General features: G+C 35.2%; 16 protein-coding genes. 3 read left to right on the forward strand and 13 right to left on the reverse strand.

Features of this window, described 5'->3' with window-relative positions; genetic code table 11:
• Window positions 1–140, forward strand: a 140-nt coding sequence (locus ACEN3Z_RS09945) for a transposase (RefSeq protein WP_407089874.1), incomplete at its 5' end; no start/stop codon positions are given.
• A 76-nt stretch (window positions 141–216) separates the two neighbouring features.
• On the opposite strand, the gene ACEN3Z_RS09950 is transcribed toward ACEN3Z_RS09945, so the two are convergent.
• Together ACEN3Z_RS09950 and ACEN3Z_RS09955 are read right to left on the reverse strand one after the other, a co-directional pair.
• The gene (locus ACEN3Z_RS09950) at window positions 217–717 is read right to left on the reverse strand and encodes a YtxH domain-containing protein (protein WP_407090733.1); all 501 of its coding nucleotides are present in this window, start codon (window positions 715–717) and stop codon (window positions 217–219) included.
• 28 nt (window positions 718–745) lie between these two features.
• Entirely contained in the window at window positions 746–1,336 is a 591-nt protein-coding gene (locus tag ACEN3Z_RS09955; protein WP_407090734.1) for a DUF948 domain-containing protein, read from the reverse strand.
• 187 nt (window positions 1,337–1,523) lie between these two features.
• Here ACEN3Z_RS09955 and ACEN3Z_RS09960 point away from each other — a divergent pair, with 187 nt between their 5' ends.
• Window positions 1,524–2,390: a mechanosensitive ion channel family protein gene (locus tag ACEN3Z_RS09960; RefSeq protein WP_407090735.1), complete on the forward strand. Its 867-nt coding sequence runs from the start codon at window positions 1,524–1,526 to the stop codon at window positions 2,388–2,390.
• Between the two features lie 39 nt (window positions 2,391–2,429).
• On the opposite strand, the gene ACEN3Z_RS09965 is transcribed toward ACEN3Z_RS09960, so the two are convergent.
• The 11 genes from ACEN3Z_RS09965 to zapA all read right to left on the reverse strand — a co-directional run bounded on the left by ACEN3Z_RS09965 (window position 2,430) and on the right by zapA (window position 13,371).
• Window positions 2,430–2,948: a YfcE family phosphodiesterase gene (locus tag ACEN3Z_RS09965; protein ID WP_407090736.1), complete on the reverse strand. Its 519-nt coding sequence runs from the start codon at window positions 2,946–2,948 to the stop codon at window positions 2,430–2,432.
• Window positions 2,926–3,543: an XTP/dITP diphosphatase gene (locus ACEN3Z_RS09970; protein ID WP_407090741.1), complete on the reverse strand. Its 618-nt coding sequence runs from the start codon at window positions 3,541–3,543 to the stop codon at window positions 2,926–2,928. The genes ACEN3Z_RS09965 and ACEN3Z_RS09970 overlap by 23 nt, the downstream gene beginning before the upstream one ends.
• Window positions 3,533–4,375: a glutamate racemase gene (gene racE / locus ACEN3Z_RS09975; protein ID WP_407090737.1), complete on the reverse strand. Its 843-nt coding sequence runs from the start codon at window positions 4,373–4,375 to the stop codon at window positions 3,533–3,535. Before racE ends, ACEN3Z_RS09970 begins: the two co-directional genes overlap by 11 nt.
• Window positions 4,376–4,571: 196 nt before the next feature.
• Window positions 4,572–5,849: an ABC transporter permease gene (locus tag ACEN3Z_RS09980; protein ID WP_407090738.1), complete on the reverse strand. Its 1,278-nt coding sequence runs from the start codon at window positions 5,847–5,849 to the stop codon at window positions 4,572–4,574.
• Window positions 5,842–6,750, reverse strand: a complete 909-nt coding sequence (locus ACEN3Z_RS09985; RefSeq protein ID WP_138403963.1) for an ABC transporter ATP-binding protein — start codon at window positions 6,748–6,750, stop codon at window positions 5,842–5,844. Before ACEN3Z_RS09985 ends, ACEN3Z_RS09980 begins: the two co-directional genes overlap by 8 nt.
• A gap of 132 nt (window positions 6,751–6,882) precedes the next feature.
• Window positions 6,883–8,505 carry a hypothetical protein gene (locus ACEN3Z_RS09990; protein WP_407090739.1) on the reverse strand — a complete coding sequence of 541 codons (1,623 nt, stop codon included), beginning with the start codon at window positions 8,503–8,505 and terminating at the stop codon, window positions 6,883–6,885.
• A gap of 81 nt (window positions 8,506–8,586) precedes the next feature.
• On the reverse strand, window positions 8,587–9,432 hold the full coding sequence (locus tag ACEN3Z_RS09995; RefSeq protein ID WP_407090740.1) for a pyridoxamine kinase: 846 nt from the start codon (window positions 9,430–9,432) through the stop codon (window positions 8,587–8,589).
• A 172-nt stretch (window positions 9,433–9,604) separates the two neighbouring features.
• A complete protein-coding gene (trxA, locus tag ACEN3Z_RS10000; protein ID WP_138403965.1) occupies window positions 9,605–9,913 on the reverse strand; it encodes a thioredoxin in 309 nt (102 codons plus the stop codon).
• A 95-nt stretch (window positions 9,914–10,008) separates the two neighbouring features.
• On the reverse strand, window positions 10,009–12,375 hold the full coding sequence (locus tag ACEN3Z_RS10005) for an endonuclease MutS2 (RefSeq protein WP_138403974.1): 2,367 nt from the start codon (window positions 12,373–12,375) through the stop codon (window positions 10,009–10,011).
• 83 nt (window positions 12,376–12,458) lie between these two features.
• Window positions 12,459–13,010 carry a CvpA family protein gene (locus tag ACEN3Z_RS10010; protein ID WP_138403966.1) on the reverse strand — a complete coding sequence of 184 codons (552 nt, stop codon included), beginning with the start codon at window positions 13,008–13,010 and terminating at the stop codon, window positions 12,459–12,461.
• A gap of 22 nt (window positions 13,011–13,032) precedes the next feature.
• Window positions 13,033–13,371, reverse strand: a complete 339-nt coding sequence (zapA, locus tag ACEN3Z_RS10015) for a cell division protein ZapA (protein ID WP_171031264.1) — start codon at window positions 13,369–13,371, stop codon at window positions 13,033–13,035.
• A gap of 156 nt (window positions 13,372–13,527) precedes the next feature.
• Between zapA and rnhC the strand changes: the two genes are divergently transcribed.
• Window positions 13,528–14,484, forward strand: a complete 957-nt coding sequence (gene rnhC, locus ACEN3Z_RS10020; protein ID WP_138403968.1) for a ribonuclease HIII — start codon at window positions 13,528–13,530, stop codon at window positions 14,482–14,484.
• Window positions 14,485–14,678: the final 194 nt, after the last annotated feature.

Raw genomic sequence — 14,678 nt, forward strand, 5'->3', positions numbered from 1 at the left:
ATAATAAAATTAAAGTATTGAAACGAACAGCCTACGGCTATCGAAATTACAGTCATTTTAGAGACCGTATTTTACTTATGACGCGATTATATGTCCCTCAGACAAATAAAAAAGATCAAGCAACAACCTATGCTGCTTGATCTTGATTAAAATGAGTCATCAACCCTATTTGACAAAGAGCCATTAAATTAATGTATCACTCACATTAGTAATAAATTATTTATTTACTTGATCTTTCACGTTATCAACAGCGTCTTCAGTTGACGCTTTTACATGTTGTGCTGAGTCACTTACATCGTCTGCTAAGTCTTCAGCTTCAACAGTAATTGTATCTCCTAAGTCTTCTGCATCTTCTTTTAATTTTTGTGCATCTTTACTTAATTCATCTTTGGATTCGTTCATGTCGCTTTTTACACGATTCCATTCTGTTGATGCTTCTTGCCGAATATCGTCAAATTGAGATTTAAATTGATCCGCTGAATCTTTTAGATTTACTTTAATATCTTCAGTTGTTTCATAGGCAGCATCATATAATTCAACACCACGTTCTACTGCATAGTCTGTATATTCCCCAGCACTATCTAAAAACTGGTCAACTTCTACAGCAATATCACGACGTAATTCTTTCCCTGATTTTGGTGCGTATAATAAAGCAGCAATTCCTGCTACTGAAGCGCCAAATAATGCTCCTAAGAAAAATCCTCCATTTTTACTCATTCAAATCATCCTTTCTATTATCATTCTTTTAGTTTTTTATTGTTATTTCTCCAGCTGTCTTTGATGCTGGTTTATTTTTAATATCAAATAATTCTGATTCATATAATTCTTTTTCTAATGAATCTACCGTTGGTACAGGTGGTTTTGGTTTAGTCACCGGACGATTCGACGTTTCTGTTCTGGGTGATGGTGCCGCTTCTCCTGCTGAAGGTCGTTTGCGTGCTACTCCCTTAGCCGAATTTACAAATTTTTCGATAGGTGATTGGCGTTTCTTCCCTACCCCTTTCAATAAATTTGAAGTCATATTTTTAGTTGAATCATTTAAATCAGATACAGATGTACCTAAATCTCCGATAGCAACAAATAATGGATCTGTTTTACTTAATTTACCATTTACGTCGTCAACTAACGTATTCGCTTTGTTCAATAACCCCTCAACTTCGATCGATAGATTATCTACGTCTTTTGTTACGGCATCAATAGTAGTATTTAGTTTTGCCACCGTTTCGTTTACATCTTTTAAAATTTGTGATAATCTTGATAAATTTAAACAAATAAATACAACTAATACCACAAATGCAAGCGCTGCAATAATTCCAGCTAATTCTCCTATTGTCATACTTCTAACTCACTCCTTCCCTGTTCTTATAGGATAAATATATCATTTTTAAGGATATTGTACAAATAATTGGATACATATTCTGAGAGTTTTTTTATTTATATTTTTTGAAGTATTAGCCTACTCGTGCAAAAAACTATATAAACCATGCTAATTCTGTTATATTTTAGTAAAGGAGTGTGATAATTTGGCGATCGGACAATTAAACTTAGAAGCAATTCTAAGGAATTTTATGCCAGAAGAAACATCTGAGAATATTATTTATTTTGGAACAATATTATTGCGTTTAATAATCATTACGATTATTTTTTTAGTCGTGAAATACATTATCGAATCATTCTTTAATGCGAACCCTGCAGGTCGTATTAGCATTAGAGGAAAGCAATCACCCCAACGAATTAAGACTATTAATACCTTACTTCGTAACTTTTCAATGTATATTTTATACTTTCTATTTATATATTATTTACTCACAGCTTTAGGTTTTCCTGTTGGAACGTTATTAGCTGGTGCTGGGATTGCTGGGGTTGCGATTGGTCTTGGTGCCCAAGACCTGATCAATGATATGATTAATGGTTTCTTCATTATCTTTGAGAATCACTTTGAAGTGGGAGATTTTGTGCAAATTCCAGCGGAAGAAATTACTGGTACAATTGAGGATGTTGGTATACGTACAACAACCATTCAGGCAGCTAGTGGGGATAAGTTTTATATTCCCAATAGCCTAATTACAACGGTTAACAATAAAAGCCGTAGTACGCGTCAAGTTACGATTGAAATCCCAGTAGCAGACGAAACTGAATTTAAAACTTTTGAAGCAGAAATGGAAGATATAACTCAAATGATTTATGAAAAATACAATGAAGTCATGCGCGATGAACCTACCATTGTTGGTTTCGTTCGTGGAGTTGATCAAACATTCAATTACCGTATTGCTTTTACTGTAGCAACGGGAGAAGATTATATGCATACAAGTATTTTCTATCGTGAATATTTATTTGCTCTACAAGAACAAGATTTCAAAATTCCAAGTTCTGTTTACGACGAAACATAATAAAAAAATGCGATGAGCTTAAAAACTCATCGCATTTTTTTATCTTGGATAGGTGTGTGTTAATTCTTCTAGTAGTTTCATATCCTCATCATAGAACGTCACTTCATATTCATCATTAGTTACATTAACAATCGCATATGTTTTATATGGATGAATCCCTCTTGAATTATTTAAACTACCTGGATTAACTAATAGTAATTCATCATCAATCAATTCACTCTTTAATTGATGCGTGTGACCATGAAACACAAAGTTCGCTCCGCGCTCTTTAGCTAATTCAATGACAGCGCTGTTTGTACGATTAACACTTTGAACGTGTCCATGTACTAAGTACACTTTTCCTTCTGGTGTGTCGATGATTTGTTCCATTGGATAATATTGATTCCCGTCCATATTCCCTTCTACGGCACCATCAATTAATTCCCAAATAGAATCATCTTGTTCGAACTCTGAATCACCTAGATGGAAGATATAATCCACTGTTGGTCTGACTTCTTTAACAATGTCATATACTTTTTTCCAACGTCCGTGATTGTCACTTAAAATCATCATTTTCATAAATATCCAGCTCCTTCATCCATTTATCTATTTTTTTCTTTAATTCTTGCATTGCTTTCGCTCTATGACTTATTTTATTTTTTTCTGTAAGGATCATCTCTCCAAATGTCTTTTCTTTCTCAGGATAATAAAATAATGGGTCATAGCCGAATCCATCGTCGCCACTTAATTCTTTGAGAATATAACCTTGAGCTTTTCCTTCAACCACTAGACTTTCATTATTTGGATAAGCTAATACTAATACCGATTGAAAGTATGCCTGGCGGTCTTTCCCTTCAAAACTTGCCATCTCGGTTAATAATTTCTGATTATTTCGTTGATCATCTTTCGGTTCGCCGCTGTATCTTGCACTATATACCCCCGGTTCGCCGTTTAATGATGGAACAACTAAGCCTGAGTCATCGGCTAAAGCAATGACCTGTAATTCATTGGCAATTGTTTCAGCTTTCAAACGCGCATTTTCTTCAAATGTTGTTCCAGTTTCTTCAACTTCTTCAACGTCAGGGTAATCTAATAATGATTTTACTTCGATATCAGTGTTTTTGAACATCTCTTTAAATTCTTTTATTTTCCCTTGATTATGACTAGCTATCATAACAATCAACGATAATCTCTCCTTTTATATCACATTCTTGAACTTTGAGTTCGGGTTGCTTTAACCATTGACGGACGAATGTTTCAAATTCCGAAGCATTGCCTGTCGTATAAATTGCTTGCGTTGCTGGTGTGAGTGCTGCTTCTTCTGCGGTACGACTTAAACTAAAGTAGTCGAGTAAGGTACTCACTTCATTAATCGTTTCAACCCCAGAATCAATCAAAGTAACCTCTGGTCCCATGACCTTTTGAATCTTGTCAATCAGTAAGGGATAATGTGTACATCCTAGAACAAGGCTATCTACTTTCGCCTCTATTAAGGGTTCTAATCGATGATTTATAATATCAAGAGCTTCGTCCGTTTCAATATTTTGAGACTCAACGAGTTCAACAAATTCAGGACAAGCGATACTCGTAATATTGAGTGTGTCAGCTTTTTCAAGCATCACCTCTTCATACATATTACTATTAATTGTTCCTTGGGTTCCGATGACACCGACGTGTCCGCCGGTCGTATTCTTAATAGCTGTACGACAACCAGAATGAATCACACCAACAACTGGAATAGCTAATGTTGCTCGAATCTCTTCTAACGCAGCTGCTGTCCCTGTATTACAAGCAATGACAAGCATTTTGATGCCCTTTTCGCGTAAGTAATTCGTCATCTGCCATATATATCGTTTAACTTCTTGTAATGATCTCGGCCCATAAGGTGCACGTGCACTGTCACCTAGATAGATGATTGATTCATTAGGTAGTTGTTTTAAACTCTGCTTTACAACCGTTAAACCACCAAACCCTGAATCAATAAAGCCAATGGGTAATTCTTTCATACTTTCATCTCTTTTCTAATAGTACCGTATTAATAATATCACATCGATATTAAGTGGAGTGAATAAATCGCTCCGAAAGTAAACAAATAATTATTAACTTATAGTATAACGCTGATTACAAAATAATGCTAAAAAATGTGCCTAAAATTTTACAAAAAAACAACCCGTGTGACTGGATTGTTTCTTTAAACACATTCTATTTACTTGCTCTTTCACTTTTCCATAAGGCAAATGAACGCTTGAAGGCATTCACCATCCCTTTATCACTATAGATTAGAACATTGCTCTTATAGAACAGAAGTGAGAACCAAAGTACAAAGGCCATAAATAAGACGGAAACCACAATTGAAATGGCGATTTCAGTTGAACTTACAGTTTCTGCAGCGACTCTAAACGGCATGATAAATGGTGTAAATAATGGGATTTGCGATGTAATTCGAACTAAGGAATTATTCGTTGAATTCAGTGCAAACATCCCAACATAGAAACCACCTAGAGCTAAGAATATAATCGGTGTAATCATCTTATTAACATCTTCAGTCTTAGATACTAATGAACCTAAGAATCCGGCAAGAACAGTATAAATTAATATACCGCTGATGGCATAGACGATACCTAAGATAACAACATTACTACTACCTTGTAACAGTTCACCAATATTTAACCCCTCAAAAGAATCCAGTAGATTCAATTGACGTAAAACAAAAGAAATTAAGAAATACAAACCAATATAAATAACGACTTGAGTCAGTATCACTAATAATATCCCTATCAATTTCCCTAGGAAGTGAGCGGTAGGTGATACACTGGAAAGTATAATTTCCATAATTCTCGACCCTTTTTCAACCGCGATTTCTTGAGAAATAATACTCACATAATTCATAATAAATATGAATACAATAATTGAAACAGCATAAGCAATCCCAATCCTTACAAACATCACAGGATCTTGAGCAGATTGTTCAACGACTTCACCGGCCTCATTCCTACTCACGTTAATACTATTAATCGATACGGCTGTATCTTGAATTTGAGTTAATTGTTCACCGGTCAAGCCCATTTCTTCCGCTGAATTGACGAAATTATATTGACTTAAGGCTTCTTCAAAAGGTGCTAATGAAATATCTTTGCTTGTAGTTTTGCGGTAATACATTGGATTAGAAACATCATCTCCAAATATTAAATAACCGTCTATGTCATCGGTCTGTAAAGCTTCATCTGCTTGACTACGATCAAAATCATATTGTATTTGATTTCCAGTATTAACTTCTTCAATAATCTCTTGGACTTCAGCATTCGCATCAATCACCGCAATATTACCCACAGATGAATCTAACTGACTGCTGCCGACGAAATAACCAATAGCTAACACAACACCTACCATTATAATTGGTGAGACAATCATCCAAAAAAATGACCAAGATAGGACATTTTTTCGATAGACTTCTTTAATTATAACTCCTAATCTATTCATGAATGGCTTCACCTGCTTTCATCTTAAATATTTCCTCTAATGTCGGTGGCTGTTGACTAAACTTCGGTAAGTATTCACCTTTAGAAATTGTTTTAAATAAAGGTTCACCATAAGATGCATCCTCGAGTTTCAATGTATATTGATTTTTTCTCGTTTCCTTCACATCGATGACCCCTTCTAATTCTTTGAGTTCTTCAAGTGTCCAATCAGGTGTTTCTATATAGATAAATGTTCTTCCAAAGCTTTCTCTCACTTCATTAATTTCACCATACAATAATTGTTTTCCGTGATGAATCATGACTAATTTATCACAAATCTCTTCGACATTATTCATATTATGACTTGAGAAGATGATTGCACTACCCTTTTCTTTCAAGTCTAAAATGCCTTGTTCTAATAACTCAGCATTCACCGGATCGAGTCCACTAAAGGGCTCATCTAAGATAACTAATTTAGGCTCATGAATTAACGTCGCAATGAGCTGGACCTTTTGCTGATTCCCTTTAGATAAAGTTTTAATCTTATCTGTTCGTGTTCCTTTAACGTCAAACTTTTTCATCCATTCATCGATTTTATTATCGATATCATCTCTTTGCATTCCACGCAATTGGGCGAAATAGGTGATTTGTTGTTCGATGGTCATTGTTTCATATAATCCACGTTCTTCTGGTAAATAACCGATATTATCATACAAATTATTGCCCAATTTTTCGCCGTTCCAGTTAACCTTACCGTCTTCTTCTGGAGTTAAAAAATCTAAAATCATTCGAAAGATTGTCGTTTTACCAGATCCATTTTGGCCAATCATTCCTAGAATTATTCCATCCTCAATCTCAAATGATACGCCATCGACTGCTCGTAAATCGCCAAAGCTTTTCACTAAATTGCTTACTGTTAACATAATAACCTCCTTTAATGGTTTAAGTATATCGAACTCATATTCATATTCCAAATTATATTCCTTATCATAATTAAGTAAAAAGACCCACATATTTTCAAATATGTAGGTCCTGTGTTTAATTTATAATAATGTTTACCATTCAATTTCTCTGACTTCTCCAGACTCTGTAGCTGTAAAGTCAACTTCTGTTCCTGCTTCTAAAAACGGTAAGTAATCATTTAATGAGATATCAGCTTTATAAACTGTTCCATCAAATGTAAAGTAATAAACCGTATTTCCTTCGACAACAACCGCTTGAACAGCATCCACTTCTCCTGTAAATTCATTCAAGTCATCTTCAGTTTCGATTTCTTCAATGTCTAATGGATTATCAACTGCGTAAGCTTGCATTAATTGAGACACACTTGATTCGACATAAACACTTTGATAGTTTTGAACATCAACTAAAGCATATTCTTTAATTAAGCCGGAATTATCTTTCAATGTAAGGATATACATCGGATTTCCATTAATGTTTATAAGTAATGGGAATGTCGCTGTGTAGCTTGTTTCTTGAACACTACCTTCCGCTGAACGCATTGCTGAGAATTCTTCAGCTGCACTTAGAGGATACATTTGGGCTTCTTTTGTTCTTAAGTTTACTAACACGAAACCAATATTCGACTCATCCGCCGCTACGGATGTAATACCTGTATACAGATATAAATCATCTCCGATTGGTAAATATGTATATCCCGCTGTTGGTTCTGTCACTCCTTCTTGAGCAAATAGTGAGTTAAAGAATCCGTTACGGTAGTGACCTTGCATCGTCAATTGATGCATAATTAAATCTGCACCATACACTCGATCGACCCAACTTGGTATTTCTTCTAAAGAATACGTATTTGTTTCACCAGTCGTCGCATTCAACACAATGACACCATTTACTTCTGGCTCTCTTATAAAGAAATTACGCGTATATGTTGAAGCGATATAAAAAGGATTTCCCTCATCATCAATTTCAAACGTTGGTGCTTCAAATAATGCAAATGGATTTGAAAAACGTAATTTACGCATGACGTCTCGGTTTAAAATTTCTGAGTGACTATAGCGAATAGGTTCAGGTGGTGTTTGTAATTGAACCTCACCCGTGACATTATCAACTTGGATATAATGTGGAATCCCTGTTTGAAAATTATTTAACCAACGGAAGAAACCAGCATATTCTAGTGGTGATACACGGTAAGGAGCGGAATCAATTGTAATTTGTGTATAATCTTCAGCTACTTCAAATTGAGAAACAAGTTCTGTTATATTACCTAATTGTCTATTCCCCAATCGTTCAGCCGTATCACGGTCAACTAAAGGAATTTGATTGATATTTGTCTCAGGAAAATCTTCTTCGAAAGAAGCTTGATCCACTGTAATCATATTTGAATACCCATCCGAAAAGAATACAGGTGATAAGACTAAGTAAGTAACCACACCAATAACTAATAAGATTGGCCATGGGTACACTAATAATTTATATTTCAGAGAGAATTTTGGCATACTAAAGCCAGTTTCACCGTTTTTAAGTTTAGAAAATGTTTTTACACTATCTGCTAACAATTCAATAATTAAAACACCAGCTGCAATAAGGAATAAGAAAATCCAAAAATCAAGTGAAGCATAATGTAATGGCGGAAGCATAATATAGTAGTAAAGAGCTATTAAAATCACTAGTATAATATATAAATAACGTACTTTCCCTCCACTTAATTTATTTTTGGACATCCTGTTTTGGAAAGAATCTTTCCACTTCCTGTTGTTAAATGTATCAGTTACATCTTTCATTAAAAAATTCCTTTCTATATTTTATTGTGGGAAGAATTCCTTTAAAGTTGGCTCGAAATAAATTCCCCATTTGATATCTCGATTCAAGGCTAACGTATTGTCTAATGATTGCTCAATAATGCTTCCTGTCTTCACTAGAGACTCTTCAATGGAAAGCCCTCTACTATACCAAACCGTTGTCGAACTCACGACAATATCTCCGGTACCAAAGAAATGTTGCGGATAATATCTATGCATCAGTAACTTTTGGTAATCATTGTGTCCTCTAACATAAAAGCCTATTTGATCTGGCATTTTATCAGGTAAACGAACGCCAGTAATAGCCACATGCTTCGCACCATACTCAATTAATTTAAGACTCACTTTATCTAACTCTTCAACCGTCATCGATTCTGAGTAAGGCGTATTCGTAATAAAGCACGCTTCTGTAATATTTGGAAAGACAATATCCGCTTCTTTCATTAAAGCTGAGAATTTTTCGGCGATTTGGTGGTCAAAACCGGGATAATATTTCCCATGATCAGCCATAATCGGATCCATTAACAAGATTAGTTCTGGATTCAACCGTTTCTCCTCACGATAATATTGGGTAAATAATTCAATTTGCTCTGTCGTTGAAAAATACCCAGTCATCATGACATCAAAATGGATGTCATTTGCCTTCCAAACTTCAACCGTTCGTTTGAAATCTTCATTCATTTCATGACGAATAATATTAGCATAACTTTCCCCTGTTTGGGTTGATACAAACATTGTAGGAAGAATGGATACTTCCAATCCACCAGCGGATAATATTGGAATGTTTATATTTGCAGCTACTTTACCTGCTCCTGGAATATCATTTACGACTAAAACTCTTTTTGACATCTTTTCATCCACCTCTCACATCAATTATAGTCTAGTTTTCCTTATATAACTAGAGGGAATTCAAGTCCCTTTTGACTTATAGAAATACTATCAGTATATCTCATTTTTCTCAAAAATCAAAAAAAGCATTCACCTTAAAAGTAAGATGAATGCTAAAATCTAATCTATCTATTTATATGTACTGATTTAAAATCTCAGTCAAACGGGCTTTGTCGTGGTATCCTACTAATTTTTCAACAACTTCGCCATCTTTTTTGATTAAAAGTGTTGGAATTGACATAATTCCAAATGATTGAGCTGTCTTAGGTTCGTCGTCTACGTTCATTTTGTAAAATTCAACGTCGTCCATTTCTTCAGCTAATTCATCCACGATAGGTGATTGCATACGACATGGACCACACCAAGGTGCCCAAAAGTCCGTTAAGGTAATCCCTTCATCTGTTTTTGCATTAAATTGATCATCAGATATTGCTTGTGTCATGTTTACATTCCTCCCTTTTCATAAAACTATTATAACATCTCATAGTATTGAAGACTATCTAATTGCTCAAATACTTATTATAATGATTAAACTTATTATTTAAAATAAACAATCGTTGACCCATCGCCACCTGCGTTTGGTGGTGAGTATTCAAAGCGATCGACTTGCGGATGCTCTTTAAGTGCTTTTTGAACACCGTTTCTTAAAGCACCTGTCCCTTTACCATGAATAATTGTTACCATTGGATGATTTGATAATAAGGCAGAGTCCAAATACTCTTCTAATTTGGATAAGCCCGCATCATAACGTTGGCCACGTAAGTCGAGTGTCGTTTTAACTTTTGATCCAACATTTCTTTGGACGTTTACTTTCGTTGGTTTTTCAACTTTCTTAAGTGGTTCTAAATCTTTCTCGGCAATTTTCATCTTTAATATTCCCATTTGAACAACGTATTCATCTTTTCCAGATTGTTCAACAATAGAGCCTCTTTGGCCATATGAAAGAACTTCTACGTCATCACCAGGTTTAAGTTTCTTCTTCTCTTTCGCACGTTTAAGCACTTTATTCTTCTTAAGTTCTTCTGGCAATTTCAAGTCATCAAAGGATGATCGCTTATCAATAAGTACATGTTCTTTAATCGTATTACTTTGTCCTTGTTCGAGTTGTAATTCTCTTATTTCACTTAATAGTTTTTCTGCTTCATCCTGTTTCTCGCGCACGAGTTCATTAGCATCTCGCTTCGCCTTTTCAACGATCTTACTCTTTTGCTCTAACCAGCGATTGTATTCGTGTCGTAAATCTTTATGTAATTGTTCTGCATCATCCAGGAACTTCTCTGCTTTCATATGATCTTGTTCAGCTGAACGGCGTTCAAATTCAAGATTAGCCACCATCTCGTTAATGGATTGATCATCTCTAGATACACCTTCTTGAGCAGTTTGAAGAATCGTATCTGGCAGTCCCAAACGTTTAGAAATTTCGAGTGCGTTAGATCTACCCGGGACACCTATTAATAAGCGATATGTCGGTGATAATGTGTCCGAATTAAATTCCATACTCGCGTTAATTGTGTCCTTAGCATCATTGGCATATAATTTCAATTCAGGATAGTGAGTCGTTGCCATAATGGTTGTACCCATTTTTCTAAAATGTTCAAGAATCGCCATCGCTAATGCAGCACCTTCTTGCGGATCCGTCCCTGAACCTAACTCATCAAATAAAACTAAAGATTCATGCGTCGCATCGTTAATAATTCTCACATTGTTTGTCATATGACTCGAGAACGTACTTAAACTTTGTTCAATCGATTGCTCGTCACCGATATCGGCATAAACATTATCAAACACACCTATTTGACTGCCAGCTTCAGCTGGAATATGTAAGCCTGATTGTCCCATCAAATGCAATAGGCCTAACGTCTTAAGCAAGATAGTCTTACCACCCGTATTCGGTCCGGTAATAATTAAAGCCTTATATTCTTCTCCAAGTAAAATATCGTTCGCAACGATATCTTCGGATGCAATGAGCGGGTGTCTCGCTTGCCATAAGGCAACGATTAAATCTTTTGATAAGATTGGCTTAGTCGCGTCAATTTCACGGCTATACCCTGCTCTAGCTTGAATAAAGTCTAATTGAGCTAACATCTCTTGATTTGTTCGAATTTCATTTGTATATGGCATTAAGCTCTGTGATATTTCATCCAGAATCCGTTCGATTTCTTTTCGCTCAGCAACTTTTAATTCCGCTAAACGGTTATTTAAATTTACCACGCTTTGTGGTTCCATATATAAAGTCTGCCCAGAGCTACTCTGATCGTGGACTGTTCCGCCCATTTGATTACGATATTCTGCTTTCACCGGAACAACATAGCGCCCGTTACGAATTGTAATTAAAGTATCCGTTAATTGATTCGCACGACTCTTTAAAATTTGATTCAATTGATTTCGCACTTGTTGTTCTGTATTGGATTGATTTCTTCTTATAGATGCTAATTGACTCGATGCCGAAGATAAGACACTTCCATCTTCATCAATGGCATTATGAATTAGCTTCTCAACTTCTGGCAGATGAATACAACGATCTACCCAGGCTTGTAATGCCGGGAAATATTTCTCATCATCAGCTAAAATTTCAAAGAATTGAATGACTTGCTTCGTTGACGTTAACAACTTACCAACTTCTGCGAGTTCTCTACCATTGAGACTGGCACCTAATTCTAATCTCTTTAAAGGTTGATCCAATGATCGTAACCGGGGTACCGGAATAAGACGATCCTGCAACAATAGATTCAGTGACTGCTCAGTTTCATCTTGCCACTTTTGAATCGTTTCGTAATTATTCGATGGTTTCATATTAGCTATCTTACTCTGAGCAAGTTCTGTTTGAGTATATTGTTTGATACGTTGACGTACTTTGTCGAATTCTAATGTGTCAAAAATCTTCTCATTACTCACAGAAAACATCATTCCTTTCTATCTCTTACTATCAACTATATATTATAACAAAAAAAGTGTCCCTATGCCATTCATAGGAACACCGCTATTTCTTAAGAAAATGGATTGAAATTGAACCAAGTTTCTGCAGCAAAGTTTGAGAAAAATGGCGTATTCGACACTATTTGATAAGCTATCGGATTATCAACAAACTGTTGTTGTATAAATTCAATCGGAATCAGTGATAGAACGAATAAAAAGAAAAAGACAATAACATAGGTAATTAAAACGTTCACTACGCCACCACCAATAGCATTTAAATGGTTGAGTAAATCATAATACATGACACGAGTGAATAATAAAGATAAAAAGTTAGTAATAACCCAACCAATTAAACCGATGAGGATAAAAGTTATCACTCGATAGAAAGCTTCATCAATAAAAAAGCTCGTTGCTTCATCATAGAAAGCTAAATCTGTATCCGGTTGAACTGAGGGAAATGGTATGAGCATTTCGACAATCTCAGATAATGGTTGAAAATAACGTGTCGCAAGTACAAAGGTAATAATATACCCAACTAAACGAATCAGTTGTAATACTAAACCTCGACGATAGCCTGTATAGAAACTAATAAGTAAGGCAATAAGAATAATAATTGTTAACATAGCATCTCTCCTATCTGACTAATCACTCACGCTCATATGGTACTTGATGCGAATTACTTTGATCTCTTCTCGAATAATTCGGACGTGTTGATTGCTTAGATTCTATTTGTGTCTTTAATTGTTCAATCTCTTCCTCTAGCTCAAGAATTTGTTGTTCTTTCATAAGCTGATCCGATATAGCATTTACCGACATTAAGATACTTCGATCTTCATTATTTAACTCCGGTGTCATTTCAGTTAATTGTTGTAGTTGATTATTTACAATATCAACCACTGAATTTAAATGTAGAGCCGATTTTTGACCCACAATCGTGTATTCTTTTCCTGCAATTTTTGCTTTAAATCGTAAATTCCGTTCCATCATTACTCATCCTTTTCAACTGCTTATCTTATTTTACCAAATTTTTGTTATAAATTCATTTTTATCTTAAATAGTCTTACATTACTCAAATCTATTTCACAATTTGCCTAATGTTCATTATAATATATCACAGAACAATCGAAAAGGATGAAGTGAATGGCCTCAGAAAGTATAAAAGTAAATAAAGCAACCTTTAACAAAATGCACGAACATTACAAGAATAATTTAGTTGATCCAGTTCCTTACAGTGAATTTCGTGCCAAAGTAGGATCGACAACGATTACTGGTTATACAAGTGGAAAAGTACTCTTTCAAGGAAATGATAGCCACGTTGAGTTAGCTAAATGGCAAAATAATCATTCAGCAACATCCTCAACGAGCTCAAAAACCAAAAGCAATACAAGTCCATCAGCTTCAGGTCTTCCAGAAGGCTTTGCTAATTGGCCAATAATCGGGAGTGATGAAGTTGGTAATGGTAGCTACTTTGGCTCTTTGACTGTCTGTAGTGTTTATTTATCACCAAGTCAATTTGATTTGGTTAAATTATTAGGCGTAAAAGATTCAAAACTCCTGAATGATAAGGAAATTGTAAAAATTGCAGAAGAGCTAAAAATGTCCGTACCCTATCACCTAACAGTCTGTACGCCTGAAAAATATAATCAAGGTATTGAAAAAGGGTATAATGCAGTGAGTATTAAAGTGTCGTTACATAATTTCACTATCGGAAAATTATTAAATAAATTGAATCCAGAGCAAAAAGAGGAGATGCGTGGTGTATTAATTGATCAATTTACGCCCGCAAATAACTACTTTAAGTACTTACAAAAAGAACAACATCCAATTAAAGATGATGTCTACTTTGTCAAAAAAGGAGAAAGTCATCATTTAGCAGTCGCAAGTGCGTCAATTATAGCCAGAGCTGCTTTCTTAGAATCCCTTGAAACACTCGGAAAACCATTTAATAAAGTATTGCCGTCTGGTGCAGGCAAAGCCAGTGATGTACTTGCTGCTCAACTCATTAAAAAACATGGTAAAAGTGTCTTAGATAAAACAGCTAAATTGCATTTTAAAAATACAAGTAAAGCTCTTGAGCTAGCCAAAAAAATCAAATAAAATAACGAGGAGCTGGGAAAAACTCAGTCTCAGTATAAAAAACCACCCATTTATTGTGAAAAATAAAGGTTCATGAATTTTTGATGTTGGTGGACCGAGGAGCCAGGTGACGCAGTCACCTTGGCTCTTTTTTTATTCCTATGTTTAAGTGTCTCTCTATGCAACGATAGTTTGTGTTGTGTTCTCATCTTTAA

The sequence above is a fragment of the Ruoffia sp. FAM 26254 genome, from assembly GCF_045528545.1.
Lineage (GTDB): Bacteria > Bacillota > Bacilli > Lactobacillales > Aerococcaceae > Ruoffia > Ruoffia halotolerans.